The following is a 21,587-nucleotide window of genomic DNA, read 5'->3' as shown; positions in this document are numbered from 1 at the left end:
GGGACGGGCCGCTCAGCGGGTCAGAAGCCGGCGGTGGTCCTGGTGAACTCCCAGTCGGCCTGGGAGATGCCGCTGCAGTTGGAGACCACGCCGCCGCCCGGGCAGGGGCGGTCACGGTTGACGGCCCAGTAGGCGAGCCTGGTCAGGCCATGCGACTTGGCCCAGTCGCGGATCTGCGTCCAGGTGGATGGGGACGTCAGCTCCTGCTGGTCGGACAGGCCGTTCATGCCCGAGATGCCCATGTGCGCGTACGCCTGGGCGTCGGTCCACCCGAAGGCGCTCTTCAACGCGTTCTTCAGGCCCTCGGAGGCGTTGACCGTGTCCTGGTACATGTTCGTGCCGCCGAAGTCGAACGGCATGATCGTGTAGTTGTCGATCGGCACGCCGAGCGCCTTGGACTGGTTGATGAGCCGCACGCCGGGCGCGGTGGGGCCGGTCTTGGAGGTCCCGAAGGTGACGACGACCTTGACGTTCGGGTTGTTCTGCTTGACGATCTTGAGGCCGTTCAGGATGCGGTCCTGGACGGTGTAGTTCTCGAACTCGTCGGTGTTCTCGATGTCGAAGTCCACGACGGCGGGACCGACGGCGTTGATGACCTGCTGCACCGCGCCCGCGAACGCCTGCGGCGTGGAGCAGTTGGGGCCGAGCTTGTTGCCCGACCAGCCGCCGAAGGAGACCTGGACGCTGCCGCCCTTCGACTTGACCGTGTTGATGGCCTGCTGGTCGGCGCCGCCGGTCAGCGGCCGGTTACCGTCCCAGGCCGGCGTGCAGCCGCCGCTGGACAGGATGAACGCCATCGTGAACGACTTGACGCCGGTCGCGTCCATGACGGTGCCCGGGTTGGGCGGGTTGCCCCAGCCCATGTAGAGGTAGGGGGCGCCGGGCATCTTGGTCCCGCCGCCGCCGGTGCAGCCGGTGGTGGTGGCAGTGGCGTCGCGGCCGGCCGACTCACCCGCCGAGTTGTACGCCTTCACCGTGTAGGTGTGCGTCGTGCATGTGCCGAGCCCGGAGACGGTCGCGCTCGTGCCGGTGACCTGGGCCCGCTGGGTGGAGCCCTCGTACACGCGGTAGCCGGTCACGGTGCCGGACGAGGCGCCCCAGCTCAGCGAGATGCTGGAGTTGGTCACGGACGTGCTGACCGTGCCGGGCTGGCCGGGCGCGCCGGGGTTGCCGCCACCCGAGCCGGGCTTCCAGAGCGCCGGCACGTTCGGCGGCTCCCAGCCGGGCTGCGAGGTGTGGGCCTGGATGCACACATAGTCGACGCCGTTGTAGGTGACGACCGCGCCGATGGCGTACGACGTCCACGGGGCCCAGGCGGCGGCCATCTGCTGCACGGCACCGTAGGCGGCGGGCGCGGCGGCCGTGAATCCGGCGCCGGTCAGCGCGAGGGCGATCCCGGCGAGTAATGCGAGGAGTTTGCTGCGAAATTTCATGGCATTCCCTGGAGGTGGGGCTTGACGGTCTTGGAGAACGACCAGTTGTTGCTCGCGTCCCAGTTGATGGACCAGGTCATCGCGCCCCTGATGTCCGGGTAGGCGCGCGGTGGCACGAAGGTCCCGCAGCTGGTGCGCTTGGCCAGGCAGTCGAGCGCCTGGTTGACGAGGGAGGGCGAGACGACGCCGCCGCCCGCGGCGCCGGGCCCGGCCGGCAGGCCCAGCGCCACCTGGTCGGGGCGCAGGCCGTTCTCGAGCTGGATGCAGGCGAGAGCGGTCATGAAGTTCACCGAGCCCTGCGCGTACGCCTGGGCCTGGTCACAGCCGAGCATGGAGCCGGAGTTGTAGTACTGCGTGTGGACGACCGTGAGGATGTCCTTGATGTTCAGGGCGAGCTTGAAGTACTCCATCCCGGTCGACTGCATGTCGATGGTCTGGGGGGCCATCGTGATGATCAGCCCGGAGCCGGCCTTCGCGCGCAGCGACCTGAGCGCCTGGGCCATGTAGGTGGCGTTGAGGCCGTTCTCCAGGTCGATGTCCACGCCGTCGAAGCCGTAGGACTGCATCAGCGCGTACACCGAGTCGGCGAACCTCGTCGCGGCGGCCGCGTCGGCGACCTGCACCCGGCCGGCCTCGCCGCCGACGGACAGGACGACCTTCTTGCCCCGCTGGTGCAGGGCCTGCACGTCGGCCCTGAACTGGGCGTCGGTGTACCCGCCGACCGCCGTGGCCAGCCCGGGGTCGAGCGTGAAGGCGACCTCGCCCGCGGTGGCGGTGGCCTCGCCGAACGCGATCGCGACCAGGTCGTACTCGTCCGGCACTGCCGACAGCTTGAGCTCGGCGGCGGCGTTGGCGAAGTTGTGCCAGTAACCGGTGAGGAAGTGTTTCGGGAGGGTCCCGCCGCCGCCTGTGCAGCCCGACGTGGTGGCGGTGGAGTCGCGGCCTGCCGACTCGCCCGCCGAGTTGTACGCCTTGACGGTGTAGGTGTGGGTCTCGCAGGCGCCGAGCCCGCCGATCGTGGCCGTGGTGCCCGTGACTGTGGCCTTGACAACGCTCCCTTCGTACACGCGATAGCCGGTCACCGTGCCCGACGACGCTCCCCACGTGAGGGTGACGGCGCTGCCCGTCGCTGTGGCCGAGACGGCGCCCGGCACGCCGGGGACCCCTGCCGACGAGCCGCCGCACGAGGCGCCGTTCAGCGTGCAGCCGGTGATGCCGGGGAAGTTGCCCGGGCTGCCGTTGAAGCCGAAGCTCGCGCTGGCGCCGGCCACGAGGGCGGGCGCCCAGCTCGGGTTGGTGAACGTGTAGTGCTGCCCGCTCCGCGACATGACCGCGTCCCATGCGGAGGGGATCGAGTAGCCGGCGGGGACGTCGAACTGGACGTTCCAGCCGGTCATGGCCGTGGTGGTGCCGTTGGTGACGGTGACCTTGCCCTCGAAGCCGGAACCCCAGTCGGAGACCTTGACGAAGGTCGCGGTGGCCGAGGCGGCCTGCGCCGGGAGGGCGTACAGGCTGAGTGCGAGGGTGGAGAGGGCCAGGAGGATCGCGCGATGTCTCACGAGTTCTTCCTTCGGGGGTGAGGTGCCGCACTGCTCGCGCCGGGGGGTGAGAACGCGAGCAGTACGGCACCGGCAAGGAGGAGCTGGCTCGGATCCGGTGAACTTATAGGAAACTTTCCTAAGTATTTGCGGCGATCGTAGCTTTGACACCGGAGGCTTACAAGACCCAAACATGACTCCGCCGTACAAGAGGAGGCTCTTGTACGGCGGTGCGGTCCACGGTTGCCGGGCCTGACAGGTAGCTGCCAGGTGGATGCCAGCGGACCCGGACACCGTTGGGGACATGACATACGCGATCGAAGCCGAAGGGCTCGTCAAGAGATACGGCGAGAAGGCCGCGCTCGACGGGGTCGACCTGAGGGCCAGGACGGGCGCCGTGCTCGGCGTCCTCGGCCCGAACGGCGCGGGCAAGACCACGGCGGTACGCATCCTCGCCACCCTGGCCGCCCCCGACGCGGGCCGCGCCGTGGTCGGCGGGTACGACGTGACCCGCCAGGCCGGAAAGGTACGCGAGCTGATCGGCCTGACCGGCCAGTACGCCTCGGTCGACGAGAAGCTGACCGGCACCCAGAACCTGCTGCTGATGGGCCGCCTGCTCGGCCTGTCCAGGTCGGCGGCCAGGGCCAGGGCCGCGGAGCTGCTGGCCCGCTTCGGCCTGGAGGAGGCGGCCGATCGCGCGGCGAGCGGCTACTCGGGCGGCATGCGCCGCCGCCTGGACCTGGCGGTCAGCCTGGTGAGCCGGCCGCGGATCCTGTTCCTCGACGAGCCGACCACGGGGCTCGACCCCCACGCCCGCGGCGGGCTGTGGGACGTGGTCAGGGAGCTGACCTCCGACGGCGTGACCGTGCTGCTGACCACCCAGTACCTGGAGGAGGCCGACCAGCTCGCCGACGACCTGCTGGTCATCGACCAGGGCCGGGTCGCCGCCGCCGGGACGCCCGACGAGTTGAAGGCGCTGGCCGGCGGGCACCGGCTCGACGTCAAGCCGCTGCGCGCCGCCGACCTGGAGAAGGCCGAGACGATCCTCGGCGCGAAGGCCGTGGACGGCAAGGTGAGCGTCCCGGTGCACGACCTGACCGAACCGCCCTCCGCGCTGAGGGCGCTCGACGACGCCGGCATCGTGCTCGCCGAGCACGCCCTGCGCCTGCCCTCACTGGACGACGTCTTCCTCACCCTGACCGGAGACCACCGATGACCACCGCGCTTTCCCAAGGGCTGACGCTGGCCTGGCGCAGCCTGATCCCGCTCAAGAACAGTCCTGGCCAGCTCGCGGGCATGCTGTTTCAGCCCGTCTTCATGATCGTCATCTTCGTCTACCTGTTCGGCGGCGCGGCCGGCGGCGACCGCGCGGGCGCGGTGGCGTACATGTTGCCCGGCGTGCTCGTCCAGGTGGCCCTGATGTCGACCATCACCACCGGCATGAACCTGGCCACCGACATCGGCAACGGCGTGTTCGACAGGTTCAGGACCATGCCGATCGCCAGGTCGGCGCCGCTGGCGGGGCGCATCATGGCGGACCTGCTCACGCTGCTGATCACGATCGCGATGTCGATGCTCGTGGGGTACGCCGTCGGCTTCCGCGTCACGACGGACCCGCTCAGCGCGCTGGCGGGGCTCGGCCTGGTGCTGCTGCTGGCCATGGCGTTGAGCTGGGGCTCGGCCTGGATCGGGCTGGTGGCCAAGTCCGTCACGTCGATGCAGGGCATGGCGACGGCCGTCCTCCTGCCACTCACGTTCGGCAGCAGCGCCTTCGTGCCCGCTACCGACATGCCCGGCTGGCTGACCTGGTGGATGAACGTCAACCCCGTCTCCCACCTGGCCGGCGCCCTGCGCGGGCTCCTGACCGGCGGCCTGCACGTGTCCGACGTGTGGATCACGTTCGGCTGGACCGCCGCGCTGCTCGTCCTCTTCGTCCCCCTTGCCCTTCGTGCTTACAACAGGAGAGTCCGATGATCGAGACCACCGAGACCATGACCTCCCGTGACGGCGCCGAGCTGGTGGCGACGCTGTGGCGGCCGGCCGAGCGCGGGCGTTTCCCCGTGCTCCTGTCGCGCAGCGCGTACGGCCGGGGCATCGAGGGCCCCGGGTTCCACCTCGACGTGCCCCGCCTGGTGGCGGCCGGGTACGCGGTCGCCATCCAGGACGTGCGCGGCACGGGCGCCTCGCAGGGCGAGTTCCGGTTCATCAGGGGCGAGGCGGCCGACGGTTACGACGCGGTCCGGTGGGCGGCGACCGCGCCATGGTCCGACGGAAATGTCGGGATGTACGGGGACTCGTACCTAGCCATCACTCAGCTCCTCGCGGCCCAGGAGCAGCCGGAGGGCCTCAGGGCCATCGCTCCGCACGTCTCCCCCGCCGGCCTGTACGAGTGCGTCTACCAGCCGGGCGGCGTCCCCAACCTCAACATCATCCTCACCGTCAGCGCGATGGTGCTGGCCGTGGACGAGCTGGACCGCCGGATCGCGCTCGGCACGGCCACGGAGGAGGACAAGGGCAGGTACCTGGCGGCCATCGGCCTGCCCGACAGGTTCGGCGAGCGTATGAGGGAGCTGTCGGAGCGGCTGCCGCTCGGCGACCAGCCGCTGCTGGCGGACCTCGTGCCCTTCTACTTGACGTGGATGGGCACCCCCGACCCCCTCGACCCGCTCTGGCGTGACGGGGTCGTCGACCACTCCCGGATCGAGGTGCCCGCGCTGGTCAGCACCGGCTGGTACGACTACTTCCGTGACGGCTCCATCGGGCACTACGAGCGGCTGCGCGGCGAGTCGCGGCTGATCGTGGGCCCGTGGACGCACTTCACACATGACCGGGGCATCTGCGGGCGCGACTACGGCGACCAGGCCGGCCAGGAGGCCGTCGACTGGACAGGAGTGCACCTCGGCTGGTTCGACCACTGGCTGCGCGGGGAGCCGATGCGCGACCAGGCCCGCGTGAAGATCTTCGTGATGGGCGACGACGCCTGGCGGGACGAGGAGGACTGGCCCATCGCGCGGGCCCGGCGCGTGCCGTACCACCTGGGCCTCAACGGAGTGCTGAGCACGACGCCGGTGGCGGGCGGCTCCGCGGAGTTCGTCAGCGACCCCGGCGACCCGGTGCCGACGGTGGGCGGCGCGGTCATGTCGTTCGAGGCGTTCGGCCCGCTCGACCAGCGGCCGCTCGACGAGCGCGGCGACGTGCTGCGTCACCAGACCGAGCCGCTCGGCGCGCGGGTGGAGGTGAGCGGCGAGGTGGAGCTGGTCGCGCGCGTCTCCTCGACCGCCGCGAGCGCGGACGTGACGGCCAAGCTGATCGACGTCCACCCCGACGGGCGGGCCGAGTTGCTGACCGACGGCATCGCGAGGGTGAGCGACCTGGCGCTCGGCGAGGTGCGCGAGGTCACGGTACGGCTCGGCGCGATCTCGAACGCGTTCCTGCCGGGCCACCGGATCAGGATCGACGTGGCGGGTTCGAACTTCCCCCGGTTCGGCAGGAACATCGAGAAGGGCACCACCACATTGCATGGCCCCTCCTACGTCGTGCTGCCGACCATCCCGTAGACCTCCTGCCGCGACATGGCCGCGCCCTTGGCGAAGCACTCGTCGAAGTGCTCGTCACCGAGCGCGGCCCTGGCCTTTTCCAGGCCCTCCGAGGTGTCGAACGAGGTGTCGCGCGGCTCGATCGCCGACGACGCGCCGAACAGCACGGCCGCCCGCTCCTGATCGCCCGCGGACTGCGCGGCCAGCGCGAACCCGGCCAGCACCAGTGAGAGCACCGGCCGGTCGGGGCTGGTGACCCCGAGCGCTCCGAGAGCCCGGCGGTGCTGCTCGAGCGCGGCGTCCAGCTCGCCGTTCCGTGCCAGCGCACGGCCGTACGACGTGCTGAGCGAGGCGGTGAGCTGGGGCATCGGCGGGCACTGCGCGAGCACGTCGAACAGCCCGCGATAGATCTCCAGGCCCTGGGCCAGATCGCCGCGCTGGCAGGCGTGCGCGGCCTCGGCCAGTCCGAGCAGCAGCCGCGTGAACGGCGCCGTCTCCCCGTCCACGCTCGCCCTGGCCCTGTCCAGGTCCTCGTTCGCGCCGTCCAGGTCGCCGCCGCGCGCACGCAGCTCGGCCAGCCTGATCAACGTGGAGATCGCCTCGTCGGCGCCGACCCAGTCGCTTGTCAGCGACCACGTCTCGGCGATCAGATCGTCGGTCGGCGCTCCCCTCGCGGCCCGCAGCTCGGCCAGCCCGATCAGCGCCTCGCTCAGCCCCCACCGGTCCCCGAGCTGCCTGAACCCGGCCACAGCCCGCTCCAGATTCTCTTCGGTACGCGCGGGGCCGCCGATCATGAGAGCGGCGCTGGACAGCCAGAGGTCGTCGCTCCGGGCGTACGCCTCGAGCAGTTCGACGGCGTATTCGTCGCGTCCCGCGGCGGCGGCCATGACGGCCCTGCTGATCTTGAGCATCGGGTGCAGCGGCCCCTCCCGCTCGGCCACATCGGATATCCGGTCCATCCGGTGCGAGAGCGCCAGCATGGCGGGCCGGTCGTTGATGATCGTGCCGAACAAGTTCACGCCGTACGCGAACATGCAGGCCATGTACGGCCTGGTCAGCCCGGGAGGCGGCTCGTCGCCCGCCAGCTCGATCGCCTGCGTGGCCCAGGCCGCGCTCTCCTGCCGATAGCCGCACATCCACCAGTACCAGTTCAGCGCCCCGCACAACCGCAGCGCCGACTCGACGTCCCGCTCGTCGATCACCCAGCGCAGCGCGGCGGCGAAGTCGTCGCGCTCGGAAGACAGGCGCTCGAGCCAGACCGTCTGCGCGGCCGTCCGCAGCTGCGGCTCCGCCCGTTCGGCCAGATCCAGCAGGTACGCCGCGTGCCGCCGCCGGTACTCGCCGACCTCCCCCGCCTCCGCCAGCCGTTCGAGCGCGTAGGCTCGGATGGTCTCCAGCATCGAGTAGCGGCCCTCGGGCGAGACCTGGACCAGCGACTTGTCGGCCAGCGCGCCCAGCACGTCCACCGCTCCCCCGCAGACCGCCTCGACCGTCTCGAGCCTCGCGCCGCCCGCGAACACGCCGAGCCTCCTGGCCAGCACCCGCTCCTCCTCGCCCAGCAGGTCCCAGCTCCACTCCACCACCGCTCTGAGCGTCTGCTGGCGCGGCAGCGCGGTCCTGCTGCCGCCGGTGAGCAGCTTGAACCGGTCGTCGATGCGGTCGACGAGTTGCTGCGGCGTCATCGTGCGCAGGCGGGCCGCGGCCAGCTCGATGGCCAGCGGCATGCCGTCCAGCCTGCGGCAGAGCGCCACGACGGCGGCCACGTTCTCGTCGTCGATCGCGAACCCGGGCCGGGCGGCGGTGGCCCGGTCCAGCAGCAGCCGGACCGACGGGTACGCCTCCGCCTGCTCGGGGCCCGCGCCGACGGGCGGCGGCGCGAGTGGCGGGATGGGCGCCAGGTGCTCGCCCGGCACGTTGAGCGGCTCCCGGCTCGTGGCCAGCATCCTCAGCTCGGGGCATTCGGTGAGCAGCCGCTCGGCCAGCTCGGCGGCCACGTCGATGAGGTGCTCGCAGTTGTCCAGGACGAGCAGCGCGGGCCGGCCGGCGACGGCCTCGGCCACCTGCGCCACCGGGTCGCCCCCTTCCGCGGGCATGCGGTACGGCGGGCGGTCCTGGCGCAGCCCCAGTGCGTCCAGCACGGTGCCCAGGACCTCTTTCGGGTCGCTGACCGGGGCCAGCTCGACCATCCAGGACGATTCGGCGGAGCGCAGCGCCACCTCGGTGGCCAGCCTGGTCTTGCCCGCGCCGCCGGGGCCGACGAGCGTGACGATCCTGGCCTGGCCGAGCAGGGCGGCGAGCTGGTCCAGCTCGGCCTCGCGCCCGATGAAGCTGGTTCTCGGTGCCCGTACGTTGCCCCTCTGCCGGGCCTGGACCTGTGGCGCCGGCGGACGTACCTCTCCCGAGACGACCGCCAGATGGGCGGCACGCAGCTCGGGCCCGGGATCGACGCCGAGCTCGTCGGCGAGCGTACGGCGGGTGCGCTCGAACAGCTCCAGCGCCTCGGCCTGCCGCCCCTCGGCGGCGAGCGCCCGCATGGCCAGGGCGGCCAGCCGCTCCCGCAGCGGGTGCGCGACCACCTCCGCGGTCAGGTCGACCGGCACCCCGGTCTCCAGCCGCGCCTCGGCGCGGGCCTCGACCGCGGCGAGGCGCTCCTGTTCGAGGGCGGCGGCCGCGTTCGCCAGGAGCGGCACCGAGGTGAGATCGGCCAGCGCGGGGCCCCGCCAGAGCTCCAGTCCCTCCCCGTTCCTGGCCGTTCGCCTGAACCGCAGGGCGTCCACGTCGTCGGGCTCCACGGTGAGCGCGTAGCCGCCCGGCCTGCTCTCCACCACCTCGTACGGGCGCAGCGCCACCCGCAGCCGCTTGACCAGCGTCTGGAGAGCGTTGGCCGCGTTGGCGGGCGGCTCGTCCGGCCACAGGGCGTCGATCAGCCGCTCGGCCGTGACGGTACGGCCGGCTTCCAGCGCCAGCACGGCGAGCAGCGCCCGCAGCCTGAACCCGCCGACCGCTACCGGTCCCCCGTCGCCCTCGACCTCCAACGGCCCAAGGATCGATATCCGCACATCTCATATCCTGCCCTGCCCCTCCCCGCCGGCGAGCACCCCAACCGGCCCGCCCGGCTTGCGGCGCGAAGGGCGTCACTCGTTCATTAGGAAACCCGACAGTCAAAGGGCGCGATCCACGCGACCACCCCTAGCCGCGCGGACCGCGCCCATCTCGAACGGCGAACCCACAGGACAGCAGCGCCGCCAGCCACAGCGCCACAGCGAGCCCGCTGCGGATTCTATGGTAAACAAATAGGTATTACAGGTAAAGCTCCAATTCGCGGCAAGGCGTGGCGGGTACGGCGGGATACGGGCCGCGCCGGGCGAGATATCGTGATGTGCAGTCAAGCCTTCCCCTGGAGCAGACGCATGTTCTTCGGCATCACGAATTTCTGGACCTACGTCATCGGCGCCTTCCTGATCATTCTTCTCCCCGGCCCGAACTCCCTGTACGTGCTGAGCTTCGCCGCCCAGCACGGCGTCCGCCAGGGCTACCGGGCCGCGGCGGGCGTCTTCCTCGGCGACACCGTGCTGATGTTCCTGGCCGCCGCCGGCGCCGCCTCCCTGCTCCGCTCCAACCCGCTGCTCTTCACGATCGTCAAGTACGCGGGCGCCGGCTATCTGGCGTGGATCGGCTTCCAGATGATCAGGGGTGCGTGGAGATCCAGGAAGGCCGCGCAGACCGAGGAGAAGCCGCAGGTCAAGGCGGAGCGCCAGCCGCGCCCGTTCCGGAAGGCCCTGATGATCAGCCTGCTGAACCCGAAGGCCATCCTCTTCTTCATCTCGTTCTTCATCCAGTTCGTGGACCCGTCGTACGCCACGCCCGGGCTGTCGTTCCTGATCCTGGGCGCGGTCATCCAGGTGTTCAGCTTTCTCTACCTGACAGCGCTGATCTTCGGCGGCACCTTCCTGGCCGGCCAGTTCCGCCGGCACAGGAAGCTCAGCGCCGGTCTGACCTCGGGCGTCGGCGCGCTCTTCCTCGGTTTTGGGGCGAAGCTCGCCACCACGTCACTCAGCTGAAAGTCCGCCGAAAGGCCCTGCTGTTTTCGTGGGAACCAGATGGAACGAGTCAAAAGAGGCAGTCGCACCACCGCTCCTCGGGTACGGTAAGCCACCGGCGTGCTTCCCGGGACGCGGGTGATGCCGTTCTGGTTATGGCGAGCGGTCCATCTGGCAAGCCTTGTCCCCCGAAACCCGGGTAGACGCTGATCGTCGGCCTATCTGCGGAGCAGCCTTGAACCATCCCCCAGTCACCCTTCCACGCCTCACCGCACTCGCCCGGCAGGCGGCTCCGAAGCTGCTCGAAGGGGTTGTGGCGCCGCTGGCGGTGTTCTACCTGGCCATGATGGTCCTCGGATTCAAGTGGGCGCTCGTCGCCACCGTCGCCTGGGTCTATTTCGGAGTGGCCTGGCGGCTGGTGAGGCGGGTGAGGGTCCCCGCGACGATGTTCCTGGCCGCGATCGCGATCACGGTCCGAGCCCTCGTCGCGTTCTGGACCGGCACGTGGATGTGGTTCTTCATCCAGCCGGAGATGGGCACGATCTGCATCAGCATGGCCTTCCTCGCCTCCGTCCGGCTCAACAAGCCGCTCGTGCAGAAGCTCACGCTCGACTACATCCACCTGCCCTCGGCGGTGCTCAAGCACGAGCGGGTACGCAGGTTCTTCGCCAGGATCACGCTGCTGTGGGCCTTCGTGCTGCTGATGAACTCGACGTTGAGCATCGTCCTCGCGGTCTATGAGTCGCTGGCGGGCTCGCTCGGCGCGTTCATGGTGCTGAGGACGTCAGCGGTGGCCGTCATCAGCGGCCTGGCGATCGCGTTCTCGCTCTACGCCTTCAAGCGCGTGCTCCACCGGCTGCACGTCGCGCACACCTGAGCCCGCAGCCCACCGCTCGGCGAGCAGGAACGCCCCGCACATCCCCATGACCAGCCCGGTCAGCATGCCGAACAGCTCGGCCAGGTCGGACCCGGGTGTGCCGAGCGGCGCTCGTACGGAGGCGATGATCATCGCGTAGAGCCCGCCGCTGAACAGCGAGCCCGAGCCGAGCCAGGCCACCACCAGCGGCAGCCAGAACGGGCCGCGCCCGCGGCGCCTGACCATCAGCACGAGCGCGACGGCCCCGGCGATGGCGAGCATGCCCTCGACGCACTCCTGGATGCCCCCGGGCAGCTTGACCACGCCGATCGGCACGGCCACCAGCAGCGCGCCCCAGGCCACGACGGTCTGGAACTCCCTGGTCGGGCCGGCGAACGCGTGGTCGATCCGGGTGGTGAAGACGGCCGGCCACCGGTCGCGCGAGTAGAGGACGAAGGCCGTCATGAGCCCGGCACCCTGCACGATGAACCCGCTGTAGACCATCATGTAGATCCACGGTTCGATGGGCCCACCGGTCTCGAACACCGACAGCCCGCCGGCCAGCAGCATGATCGGCACCGTGACGATCACCACCGAGAGCAGACCGGTGCCCACCCACAGCGGGAGCAGCACGAGCCAGGCGGGCAGCCGCAGCCCCCACCGCGTGGTGAAGGCCAGCGCCAGCATCAGCCCGACGGCTTCCATGCCGAACGTCATCGCGTTGAGCCCGATCATCGCCGAGTCGTTCAGGAGGCGGGGATCGGTGGTCCCGATCGAGCTTCCCGTCAGCCAGAGCACCTTCAGCGTGAGGTACGGCAGCATCGCGGCGACCGCGACGATCGCGGCAGTGACACGCCCTATGCTCGCTCTCTGTTCACTCATGCTCCGAGCGTCGCCCGCCGGGCCGCGGATTCCCTCCCGAGCCGCGGGGAACCTCATCCCCCTCGTGGGGGATGGTCACGTCCAGCTCGAAGCCGTCGCCCGCCGGTCCGGCGGACAGCGTGCCGCCCGCGAGCCGTACGCGCTCGCGCAGGCCGGCCAGCCCCAGCCCGCCCGGCAGCGCGGTCGGACGGGCCCGCGGCCGGGTGTTGCGTACGGTGACGCGGTCCGGCGCGACCCGGACCGCGACGGCGGCTCCCGGCGCGTGCTTGGCCACGTTCGTGAGCCCCTCCTGCACCACCGCGTGCGCCAGGCCGGGCACCGGCCCGGGCACCAGGTCCAGGGTGATCGGCATGCCGGAGTCCCTGGCCCGCCGCACCAGCTCGGCCACGTCCTCGTCCACGGGTGAGAGCGGCGCCACCTCGGAGTCCTCACGCAGCAGCCCGATGATCTGACGCAGCCGCTCCGTGGCGTCCGCCGCCGCCAGGCGCAGCTCCCCCGCCGCCCTGACGTGCGCCTGGTCCAGCCCTGCGGCCAGCTCGAGGCCCGCGGCCCTGACCGCGATCAGTGCCAGGTCGTGGCCGAGCGAGTCGTGCATGTCCCGCGCGATCCTGGCCCGCTCGCGCAGCCTCGCCTGCGCCTCCGCCGACAGCCTGGCCTGCGTGCGCTGCTGCAGCAGCCTCCGCCTGAGCAGCCCCAGCAGGTACGGCACCACGTACGTGCCGAGCAGCCCCGTCACCATGGACACCCACAGGGCCAGATCGCCGCCCCTGGCCAGCACCACGCCCACGCCGACGACCGAGATCAGGAAGAAGGCCACCAACGCCGGCCAGATCGCGGCCAGGCGCCGCCCGGTGAGGTAGGCGTACCACATGATGAACGGCGACGTCGCCAGCAGCGGGAGGATCTTCACGTCGCGCCTGGGCAGCAGCCAGCTCAGGTCCACGGTCGCGAACCCCTCGCTGAACCGCCACGGCCCCAGCGGCAGCAGCAGCACCAGCGCGGCCAGCGGCCAGCGGCGGCCGACCAGCACAGCGACGGAGGCGAGCCCGATCCTGGGCACGGTCACCATGGCGAACCCGGCCGGGTCCTTGAACGGGTCAGGTCCCATGGCCGCGACGAAGATGCCGAGCACGGCCCAGAGCAGCAGGTCGTAGACCACCTGGCGGCGGCTCTCCCGGCGAAGACGTCTCACCGCTCCGACGTTATCCGCCTCCCGGACGCGGGGGACCTGCCCGAAGTCGGCAGGCGACCCTGACGAAAGTCAGGGTGGGGCCTCGTCCCCTGTCGCGGTAGGGCTAACCCCACCCCGAAAGCGCCTACCTCCACTCCTGTTTCCGCCTGTGGAAACCGGTTTGATCGAAAGTGCCCGCCGGAGGTCGGAACGGGGCCCCTGACGAAAGTAGGGGGTGGCGCGTGCCGATCGTCCGATGTGCCGTGACCTGCGGAGTTTCTACCTTCATGGGGTACCGGCCCTGAACTGCATAAGGGATGGGTCCGCGTTCGACCCGGGGCATCCCCGATGTCCCCGGCAGTCCCACGCCGACACGCTGTGTGGGTGCCCTAACGATCGGAGTACACGCTCATGTCGCACGCCATCCTCGACCTGGTCCAGCAGGCGATGTCATCGCCCTGGTTGTACGCGGCGCTGTTCGCCCTGGCACTGCTCGACGGGTTCTTCCCCATCGTGCCGGCCGAGACCTCAGTGATCACCGCCGCGGTGTTCGCCGCCTCCGGCGAGACGAACCTGGCCCTGGTCATCGTGGCGGCGGCGCTGGGCGCGTTCGCCGGTGACCACATCTCGTACCTGATCGGCAACAAGTCGGCGCGCAGACTGCGGGAGAAGAAGGCGTTCGTCTGGGCACGCGACACGCTGGCCGAGCGGGGCGGTCTCGTCCTGGTCGTGGCCAGGTACATCCCCGGCGGGCGCACCGCGACCACGCTGACCATGGGCGCCGTACGGCATCCGCTGCGCTCGTTCACGTTCTTCGACGCGATCGCGGCGAGCTCGTGGGCGGTGTACTCGGGGCTGATCGGCTTCTTCGGCGGGATGGCGTTCGAGAACGACCCGATCAAGGGCCTGCTCCTCGGCCTGGGCATCGCGGTGTCCATCACCGCGGTCGTCGAGGCCGTGAGATGGCTCAAGAAGCGACGCGCCATCCAGCCTTCCCCGGAACGACTTCCTGCGGACACGTCCGTTTGACCCTACCTGGCAACTATCCGTCTGAGAGGAGTGCGCATGACTGTGCTGGCCGCGGCGATCGCCCTGGTCGGTTCGCTGTTCTTCGCGCTCGGAGCCGCGCTTCAGCAGTTCGAGGCAGTGGAGTCGGCGAAGCCAGGCCTCCTGACCCTGCTACGCAGGCCACGCTGGCTGTTCGGCGGCGTCTCCATCCTGGCGGGTGGTGGCCTGCACATCGTCGCGCTCGGCCTCGGCCCGTTGACAATCGTCCAGCCCATGGGGGTGGCCAGCCTGCTGTTCGCCCTGCCCATCGCCGCCGCGCTGCACGGCCGCAAGCCCTCACACAAGGAGCTGGCGGCCGCGGGCGTGGTGGCGGCCGGGCTGATCGGGCTCGTGCTCCTGGTCCCCGAGTCCGACGGTCCCACCCACCTCAGCCCCAGCGGGGTGCTCACGCTGCTCGGCGTGGCCGGCGTCGCGGCGGTCCTGCTGTGGGCCGGCTCGAGGGCGGTCTCGCCCGCGGGCCGGGCCGCGCTGCTGGCCACCAGCTCCGGCGTGCTGTACGGCGCCACCGCCACGCTCATGCGCGTGCTGGTGGACGGCGCCTGGAACTGGTGGTACCTGCTCGCGCTGCCGGTGCCCCTGCTGCTGGCGCTGATGATGCTCCAGCGGGCCTACGCCGTCGGGCACTTCGGCGTCTCGTTCGCCTCACTCCAGATCGCCGACCCCCTGACGGCGGTGGCGTTCGGCGCGCTGCTGCTCGGCGAGCCACTGCCGACCGGGATCGCGCCGGTCCTGGCCGCGGCCCTCACCGCGGCCGGCACCATCGCGCTGGCCCGGACCAGCCCACTGGAAGCACACAACAATCCCCCCACCCCTGCGTGAAAACGGAGTCTCACTGACATGGCCATGCCCCTGCGTTCACTCCCCGAGCCCGTCCCCGCCCCCGAGCGCCCCCGCCGCATCCTGATCTCGACCGACACCTACCCGCCGGACGTGAACGGCGCCGCCTACTTCACCCACCGCCTGGCCACCGGCCTGGCCGAGCGCGGCAACGAGGTGCACGTGGTCTGCCAGTCGGACGCGGGCCCGCCCACCGCGGACGTGGTGGACGGCGTGATCGTGCACCGGCTGCGCTCCGCCCCGATACCGGTCCACCCCACCATGCGCTTCACCGTGCCGACCAGGCTCGACCGGCTGATCGCGGGTATCAAGCCCGACGTCCTGCACACCCAGGGCCACTTCGTGGTCGGCAGGGCGGCCATCGCCGCCGCCCGCCGCGCCGGGGTGCCCGTCGTGGCCACCAACCACTTCATGCCCGACAACCTCTTCCAGTTCTGCCACATCCCCGACCGGCTGCGGGCCAAGGCCGGCCGGCTGGCCTGGCGCGACTTCAGCCGGATCTTCAACCGGGCCGACCACATCACCACCCCGACGCCGCTCGCCGCCAAGCTGCTGGCCGACCAGGGCTTCACCCGCGAGGTGGAGTCGGTCTCCTGCGGGATCGACCTGACCAGGTTCTACCCGCGTGCCGAGCCCAAGGCGTGGGCGCGCAAGCTGTACGACCTGCCCGACCGGCCCACCATCCTGTTCGTCGGCCGGCTGGACGAGGAGAAGCGCCTGGACGAGCTCGTACGCGCGCTGCCGCTCGTGCTGAACGAGACCGACGCGCAGCTGGTCCTCGTCGGCCGGGGCAACCAGCGGGCGGAGCTGGAGAGGCTGGCCAAGCGCATCGGCGTGGGCGAGCGGGTGTCCTTCCTGGGCTTCGTGCCCGACGAGATCATGCCCCAGGCGTTCGCCGCCGCCGACGTGTTCGCCATGCCGGGCATCGCCGAGCTGCAGAGCATCGCCACGCTGGAGGCGATGGCCACCGGACTGCCCGTGGTGGCCGCCGACGCGATGGCGCTGCCGCACCTGGTGGACGACAACGGGTTCCTGTTCCAGCCGGGCGACGTGGTCGGGCTGGCCAAGCACCTCACGGCCGTCCTCACGGACGACGGCCTGCGGGCCAGGTTCGGCAAGACCAGCAGGGAGCTGGCGCTCACCCACGACCACCAGTCGTCGCTCGCCCGGTTTGAGCAAATCTACGATGAGGTGACCCGATGATCCCACGCCAGAGCGCCTGGGGCGCCATCGCCGGCACGGCGGTCTCCGCGGGCGCGCTGGCGTACGCGCAGATCGCCCTGCCCACGCAGACGTTGCTCAGCGACTACGCGCTGGTCTCCGGCGGGCTCGTGCCCGTGCTGATCGGGATGCTGGCGTTGGCGGGGGCATGCCTGTCTCTCGCGTACGGGCTGGCGGCCGGGGACCCGCGACGTACCGCGGCCACCAGGGTGCTGCTGCTGGCCGGGGCGGCGGGGCTGATGATGAGCGCGATCTTCCCCACGGACCCCACGCCGATCGGGTCGATGACCGGCGAGATCCACCGGTGGGCGGCGGCCGTCGTGTTCACCTCGCTGCCGGTCGCCGGCTGGGTCCTGGCCAGGGGCCGGGCCGCGGCGCCCCGATGGAACGCGGTCCGGGCCATGAGCGTGACCTCCGCGGCCACGCTGGCCGTCTACCTGGCGGCGCACCCCGCCTCCATCACCTCGACGCTGATCAGCGGCTCGGCCTACTACGGGCTGCTGGAGCGGGGCGTGGTCCTGGCCGAGATGGTGCTGCTGGCGGCCATGGCTCTGGCGCCCATCGAGCGGCGGCCCACCGTCCAGACCTCGGCACCCCCGGTCGAGCCCCAGCACTCCGAGCGCTCCGAACGGCTGGCGGCCTGACGCTTCCACACTTCGACGAACGACGAAACTATGCCGTCCTAGCGTGGAGCCATGCTCATCACACGCCAAGCGGAGGCCGAGGCGGTCCTCTCCGACACGAGGTACGTGCCGCCTCCCGTACGCCAGGACGCCGAGGAGGGGACGCTGGCCTGGCTGCGCGCGCAGGTGTCGCGCTTCAGCACAGGCCGGACGCATGCCGAGCGGCGCCGGCTGCTGGTCGAGCGGCTCAACGCCGTCGACCCCACCGAGCTGAGACCGGCGGCCAAGGCCATGACATTGGAGCGGGACGGGGACTGGCGAGGCGTGCCCACGGCCGTGCTCGGCGCCGCCCTGGGCGTCAAGGACACGAGCGCCGTGGCGGCCGCCGCGACCGGCTACCTGTCCGGCGAGGAGAGCCCGGAGGCCGACGCCGCCGTTGCCGAACTGCTCGAGCTGGCCGGCATCCCCGAGATCACGCTGCTGCTGCAGGGCCACGCCGCCACGGAGGCGCTCATCGAGAACGCGTTCAGGCATGCCCACCCCGGAGACGACATCGAGACGCTGCTGAACGAGACGCTCAAGCAGGACCCGCCGCTCAAGGCCACCCGCAGGCTCGACACGCGAACCGGTGAAGAGGTGACGATCGACCTGGTGACGGCCAACCGCGACCCCTCAGGGGGCCGGGTACCCCACCTGACCTTCGGCTACGGCGTACGCCCCTGTCCCGCGCCCGCCCACGCGATCGCGCTCGCCTCGGGCGTGCTCGAAGCCCTGCTCCACGGGAATGCCAGGAGGCCCGAATGAACTTCCGCGACCTGCACCGCCCAGGCGACCCGCTGCTGCTGCCGAACGCCTGGGACTACGGCTCCGCCGCCGTCCTGGCGGCGCACGGCTTCGCGGCGATCGGGACGACCAGCCTCGGCGTGGCCGCCGCGTACGGCAAGCCCGACGGGGCCGGCGCGACCAAGGCGGAGACGATCGAGCTGGTCGAAGCCGTCAAGGACCTGGGCATCATGGTCACCGTGGACATCGAGGGCGGGTTCAGCGACGACCCCGCCGAGGTCTCCGACCTGGTCGCGAGCCTGGCCGCGCTCGGAGCCGTCGGCGTCAATCTGGAGGACGGCCGCCCCGACGGCACGCTGCGCCCGATCGAGCTGCACCAGCGGATCATCGAGGCGGCCAAGGGGCACGGCGTGTTCGTCAACGCCCGCACGGACACGTACTGGCTGAAGACCGGGGACGACACGCTGGAAAGGGTGGCCGCCTACGGCAACGCCGACGGGATCTTCGTGCCCGGCATGAGCGACCTGAAGGAGATCGCCGAGGTGGCAGCCGGCACGCCGCTGCCGCTCAACGTCCTCTACCAGCGCGGCGGCCCCACGCTGGACCAGCTCGCCGAGGCCGGCGTGGCGAGGGTGAGCACCGGGTCGCTGCTGTACCGGGCCGCGCTCGGCGAGGCGGTCGCGACGGCGCTCGCCGCCCAGGGGGAGCAGGCGCCGCCGATGCCGACATACGCGGAGATCTCCGCTCTGCTGCCGCGGCCCCGATAATCGAGGCATGCGCTTCCAGATCCTCGGGCCCACGACCGCGCTGGGCGAGGACGGCGAGCCGGTCGCGCTCGGCGGTCCCCGGGTGCGGGCGCTGCTGACCCTGCTCGCCCTGCACGCCGGCCGCATCGTCGGCGCCGAGCAGCTCGTGGACGGCATGTACGGCCCCAAACCTCCGGAGGGCGTGGCCAACGCGCTGCAGTCGCAGGTGTCCAGGCTGCGCAGGGCGCTGGGCAGGGACCTGGTGGAGTTCCACCCGGCGGGATACCGGCTGGTGGCCGACCCGCAGGAGGTGGACGCACGCAGGTTCGAGCTGCTCGCGCAGGCGGGCAGGCAGGCCATCGCCGGCGGCGACCCGGGCCGGGCGGCCACGCTCCTGCGGGAGGCGCTCGACCTGTGGCGGGGGGCTCCGCTCGCCGACGCCCCGCACGCCGGGGCCGCCGCGGCGGCGCTGGAGGAGCTGCGGCTGGCCGCCACGGAAGACCGCGTGCAGGCGGACCTGGACCTGGGCAGGCACCGCGAGCTGGTCGCCGAGCTGCGCCAGCTCACCGCCGCCCAGCCGCTGCGCGAGCGGCTGCGGGCCCAGCTCATGCGGGCGCTCTACGGCAGCGGACGCCAGGCGGAGGCGCTGACCGTCTACGACGAGGCCAGGAAGATCCTGGACGAGGAGCTGGGCGTCGAGCCGGGAGCCGAGCTGGCCGCCGCCCACCTGGCCGTGCTGAGGGCCGACCCGGCGCTCGGCGCCCCCGCGGCTCAGGCGCCCAGGCGGCGGCGGGGGCTGCGCGCCCAGCTCACCAGCTTCGTCGGCAGGGACGAGGAGATCGAGCAGGTGGGCGCCAGGCTTCGGGCGAACCGGCTGGTCACGCTGATCGGCCCGGGCGGCGCGGGCAAGACGCGGCTCGCGACCGAGGCGGCGGAACGGGCCGCCGGCGATGTGTGCTTCGTGCCGCTCGCGCCGGTCTCCGACGGCGGCGACGTGCCGAGAGCCGTGCTGGCCGCGCTCGACATCCGCGACACCCTGATGCACGGTCCCGAGCGGCCCGCCGTGGACCCGGTCACGAGGCTGGTCACCGCGCTGGCCGGCCGCACGCTGCTGCTGATCCTGGACAACTGCGAGCACCTCGTCGCGGCCACGGCCGAGCTGGCGGACGCGCTGCTGGCCTCCTGCCCCGGGCTGCGCGTGCTGGTGACCGGGCGCGAGGCGCTCGGCATCATCGGCGAGTCGATCCTGCCCGTGGCGCCGCTGCGGCTGCCGCCGCCGGAGGCGGGCAACCCCTTGGACTATCCGGCGGTCCGGCTGTTCGCCGACCGCGCCGCCGCCGTACGGCCGGGCTTCGCCGTGGACACGGGCAACGCCGCCCAGGTCGTGCGCATCTGCCGGGCGCTCGACGGGCTGCCGCTGGCCATCGAGCTGGCCGCGGCGCGGCTGCGTACCCTGCCGGTGTCCGACGTGGCGGCGCGGCTCGACGACCGGTTCAGGCTGCTGACCCGCGGCAGCCGTACGGCACTGCCCCGGCACCAGACGCTGCACGCGGTGGTCGCGTGGAGCTGGGACCTGCTCGACGAGAGCGAGCAGCGGCTGGCGAGGAGGCTCTCGGTCTTCGTTCGCGGTGCGCGGCCCGAGGCGGCCGAGCGGGTGTGCGGGCTGCCGGAGGAGGTGCTGTTCTCGCTGGCGGAGAAGTCGCTGGTGGAGTTCGTGGACGGGCGTTTCCGGATGCTGGAGACGATCAGGGCGTTCTGCGCGGAACGGCTGGCGGAGTCGGGCGAGGTCGATCCGGTCTGCGAGGCGCACGCCGGCTACTACCTCGACCTGGTCATGAAGGCCGACCCGTTGCTGCGCACCGGCGAGCAGCTGGAGTGGCTGGCCCTGCTCGACGAGGAGAGCGACGACCTCAACGCCGCGGCGCGCTGGGCGACCGAGTCGGGACGGCTGGAGACGGGGCTGCGGCTGCTGGCCCACAGCGCCTGCTACTGGTGGATGCGCGGCCACCGCGTGACCAGCGGAAGCCTGGCGGCCGCGCTGCTGGCCGAGCTCCGCCCCGGTTGCCCGCCGGGCTTGGAGGAGGAGTACATCATGTGTGTGCTCATCACGGCCTGGACGGGCGGCGTCGACGAGGGGGTGCGCCCGCGGCTGGCGGAGGCGCGGCAGCTGATGCCGGTGGAGTTCCTGCCGTCGCGGGTGGAGTTCCTGATGATGCTGCTGTCGGCGTTCACCGGGCCTCCTGGCGACTTCGATGAGATCTACCCGCTGCTCATGGAGGGCATCGACCTGCTCCCGCCCTGGCAGCGGGCCCTGTCCTACGGTGGCGCGGCGTTCGTGCTGCAGACGGTCGGCCGCATCGAGGAGGCGCTGGCCCACTTCGAGCTGGCCCTGGCCGCGTTCAAGGCGATCGGGGAGCGGTGGGGCACCGTGCTGGTGCTGTCCGGGCTGTGCGCCCTGTACCAGGAGCAGCGCGACTTCACGACCGCGTACGCGCTGGCCGACGAGGCGCTGGCGGTGGCCACGGAGCTGGACGCCAGGTCGGAGATCGCCGAGGGCCTGTGCCGGCGGGGCGACGTCCTGCTCGGCCTGGCAGACGCGGCGGGCGCACGGGCCGACTACACGCGCGCGGCCGAGATGGCACGCAGGAACGGCTCGATGGAGAACCTCGCGTGGGCGCACCTCGGCCTGGGTGAGGTGGCGCTGTTCCAAGGAGACCTGGAAGAGGCCCGCGCCCTCCTCACCCAGGCGCGCGACGAGGTCCCGGCCGACTGGTACAGCGCCGAGGACACCCGCGCCCGCATCGCCGCCGCGCTGGCGAAAGTCAGCCGGCCGGTCAGCGAGCGGTAGGCGGA

At 71.6% G+C, this 21,587-nt stretch carries 17 protein-coding genes; 12 read left to right on the top strand and 5 right to left on the bottom strand.

Features of this window, described 5'->3' with window-relative positions; translation table 11 throughout:
• Positions 1 to 20: 20 nt before the first annotated feature.
• The gene (locus ACQPWU_RS11890) at positions 21 to 1,433 is read right to left on the bottom strand and encodes a carbohydrate-binding protein (RefSeq protein ID WP_433439139.1); all 1,413 of its coding nucleotides are present in this window, start codon (positions 1,431 to 1,433) and stop codon (positions 21 to 23) included.
• Positions 1,430 to 2,992 carry a chitinase gene (locus ACQPWU_RS11885; RefSeq protein ID WP_433439137.1) on the bottom strand — a complete coding sequence of 521 codons (1,563 nt, stop codon included), beginning with the start codon at positions 2,990 to 2,992 and terminating at the stop codon, positions 1,430 to 1,432. Before ACQPWU_RS11885 ends, ACQPWU_RS11890 begins: the two co-directional genes overlap by 4 nt.
• Before the next feature lie 283 nt (positions 2,993 to 3,275).
• Between ACQPWU_RS11885 and ACQPWU_RS11880 the strand changes: the two genes are divergently transcribed.
• Genes ACQPWU_RS11880 through ACQPWU_RS11870 form a run of 3 tightly spaced genes read left to right on the top strand, consistent with a single transcriptional unit; the run spans position 3,276 to position 6,528 of the window.
• Positions 3,276 to 4,187 carry an ATP-binding cassette domain-containing protein gene (locus ACQPWU_RS11880; RefSeq protein ID WP_433439135.1) on the top strand — a complete coding sequence of 304 codons (912 nt, stop codon included), beginning with the start codon at positions 3,276 to 3,278 and terminating at the stop codon, positions 4,185 to 4,187.
• Positions 4,184 to 4,945: an ABC transporter permease gene (locus ACQPWU_RS11875; RefSeq protein WP_433439133.1), complete on the top strand. Its 762-nt coding sequence runs from the start codon at positions 4,184 to 4,186 to the stop codon at positions 4,943 to 4,945. Before ACQPWU_RS11880 ends, ACQPWU_RS11875 begins: the two co-directional genes overlap by 4 nt.
• Positions 4,942 to 6,528: a CocE/NonD family hydrolase gene (locus ACQPWU_RS11870; RefSeq protein WP_433439128.1), complete on the top strand. Its 1,587-nt coding sequence runs from the start codon at positions 4,942 to 4,944 to the stop codon at positions 6,526 to 6,528. Before ACQPWU_RS11875 ends, ACQPWU_RS11870 begins: the two co-directional genes overlap by 4 nt.
• Here the strand turns inward: ACQPWU_RS11870 and ACQPWU_RS11865 are convergent.
• Positions 6,501 to 9,566 (bottom strand): BTAD domain-containing putative transcriptional regulator, encoded by a 3,066-nt coding sequence (locus ACQPWU_RS11865; RefSeq protein WP_433439126.1) that lies wholly within the window; start codon positions 9,564 to 9,566, stop codon positions 6,501 to 6,503. The genes ACQPWU_RS11870 and ACQPWU_RS11865 overlap by 28 nt on opposite strands.
• A 351-nt stretch (positions 9,567 to 9,917) precedes the next feature.
• On the opposite strand from ACQPWU_RS11865, the gene leuE reads away from it, so the two are divergent.
• Both leuE and ACQPWU_RS11855 read left to right on the top strand, forming a co-directional pair.
• Entirely contained in the window at positions 9,918 to 10,568 is a 651-nt protein-coding gene (gene leuE / locus ACQPWU_RS11860; RefSeq protein ID WP_433439124.1) for a leucine efflux protein LeuE, read from the top strand.
• A 214-nt stretch (positions 10,569 to 10,782) separates the two neighbouring features.
• Complete coding sequence (locus ACQPWU_RS11855; protein WP_360710502.1) at positions 10,783 to 11,424, top strand: VC0807 family protein; 642 nt, start codon at positions 10,783 to 10,785, stop codon at positions 11,422 to 11,424.
• On the opposite strand, the gene ACQPWU_RS11850 is transcribed toward ACQPWU_RS11855, so the two are convergent.
• Together ACQPWU_RS11850 and ACQPWU_RS11845 are read right to left on the bottom strand one after the other, a co-directional pair.
• Complete coding sequence (locus ACQPWU_RS11850; protein ID WP_433439121.1) at positions 11,332 to 12,285, bottom strand: hypothetical protein; 954 nt, start codon at positions 12,283 to 12,285, stop codon at positions 11,332 to 11,334. The two genes, ACQPWU_RS11855 and ACQPWU_RS11850, sit on opposite strands and share 93 nt — an antisense overlap.
• On the bottom strand, positions 12,278 to 13,477 hold the full coding sequence (locus ACQPWU_RS11845; protein ID WP_433439119.1) for a sensor histidine kinase: 1,200 nt from the start codon (positions 13,475 to 13,477) through the stop codon (positions 12,278 to 12,280). Before ACQPWU_RS11845 ends, ACQPWU_RS11850 begins: the two co-directional genes overlap by 8 nt.
• Before the next feature lie 390 nt (positions 13,478 to 13,867).
• Here ACQPWU_RS11845 and ACQPWU_RS11840 point away from each other — a divergent pair, with 390 nt between their 5' ends.
• The 7 genes from ACQPWU_RS11840 to ACQPWU_RS11810 are packed head-to-tail and all read left to right on the top strand — an operon-like array spanning position 13,868 to position 21,582.
• On the top strand, positions 13,868 to 14,485 hold the full coding sequence (locus ACQPWU_RS11840; protein WP_433439116.1) for a DedA family protein: 618 nt from the start codon (positions 13,868 to 13,870) through the stop codon (positions 14,483 to 14,485).
• 36 nt (positions 14,486 to 14,521) lie between these two features.
• On the top strand, positions 14,522 to 15,343 hold the full coding sequence (locus tag ACQPWU_RS11835; RefSeq protein WP_433439114.1) for a DMT family transporter: 822 nt from the start codon (positions 14,522 to 14,524) through the stop codon (positions 15,341 to 15,343).
• A gap of 18 nt (positions 15,344 to 15,361) precedes the next feature.
• Positions 15,362 to 16,564 (top strand): glycosyltransferase, encoded by a 1,203-nt coding sequence (locus ACQPWU_RS11830; RefSeq protein WP_433439111.1) that lies wholly within the window; start codon positions 15,362 to 15,364, stop codon positions 16,562 to 16,564.
• Positions 16,561 to 17,226: a DUF998 domain-containing protein gene (locus tag ACQPWU_RS11825; RefSeq protein WP_433439108.1), complete on the top strand. Its 666-nt coding sequence runs from the start codon at positions 16,561 to 16,563 to the stop codon at positions 17,224 to 17,226. Before ACQPWU_RS11830 ends, ACQPWU_RS11825 begins: the two co-directional genes overlap by 4 nt.
• Positions 17,227 to 17,277: 51 nt before the next feature.
• Positions 17,278 to 18,009, top strand: coding sequence for a hypothetical protein (locus ACQPWU_RS11820; RefSeq protein WP_433439106.1), 732 nt, complete (start codon positions 17,278 to 17,280; stop codon positions 18,007 to 18,009).
• Complete coding sequence (locus tag ACQPWU_RS11815; RefSeq protein WP_433439103.1) at positions 18,006 to 18,755, top strand: isocitrate lyase/PEP mutase family protein; 750 nt, start codon at positions 18,006 to 18,008, stop codon at positions 18,753 to 18,755. Before ACQPWU_RS11820 ends, ACQPWU_RS11815 begins: the two co-directional genes overlap by 4 nt.
• A 7-nt stretch (positions 18,756 to 18,762) precedes the next feature.
• A complete protein-coding gene (locus ACQPWU_RS11810) occupies positions 18,763 to 21,582 on the top strand; it encodes a BTAD domain-containing putative transcriptional regulator (RefSeq protein WP_433439101.1) in 2,820 nt (939 codons plus the stop codon).
• Positions 21,583 to 21,587 lie beyond the last annotated feature (5 nt).

Origin of the sequence: Nonomuraea sp. CA-141351 (genome assembly GCF_050944675.1) — a bacterium.
GTDB lineage: Bacteria > Actinomycetota > Actinomycetes > Streptosporangiales > Streptosporangiaceae > Nonomuraea.
The sequence above is the reverse complement of the archived record's forward strand: the minus strand, read 5'-3'. Positions and strand labels throughout refer to the sequence as shown.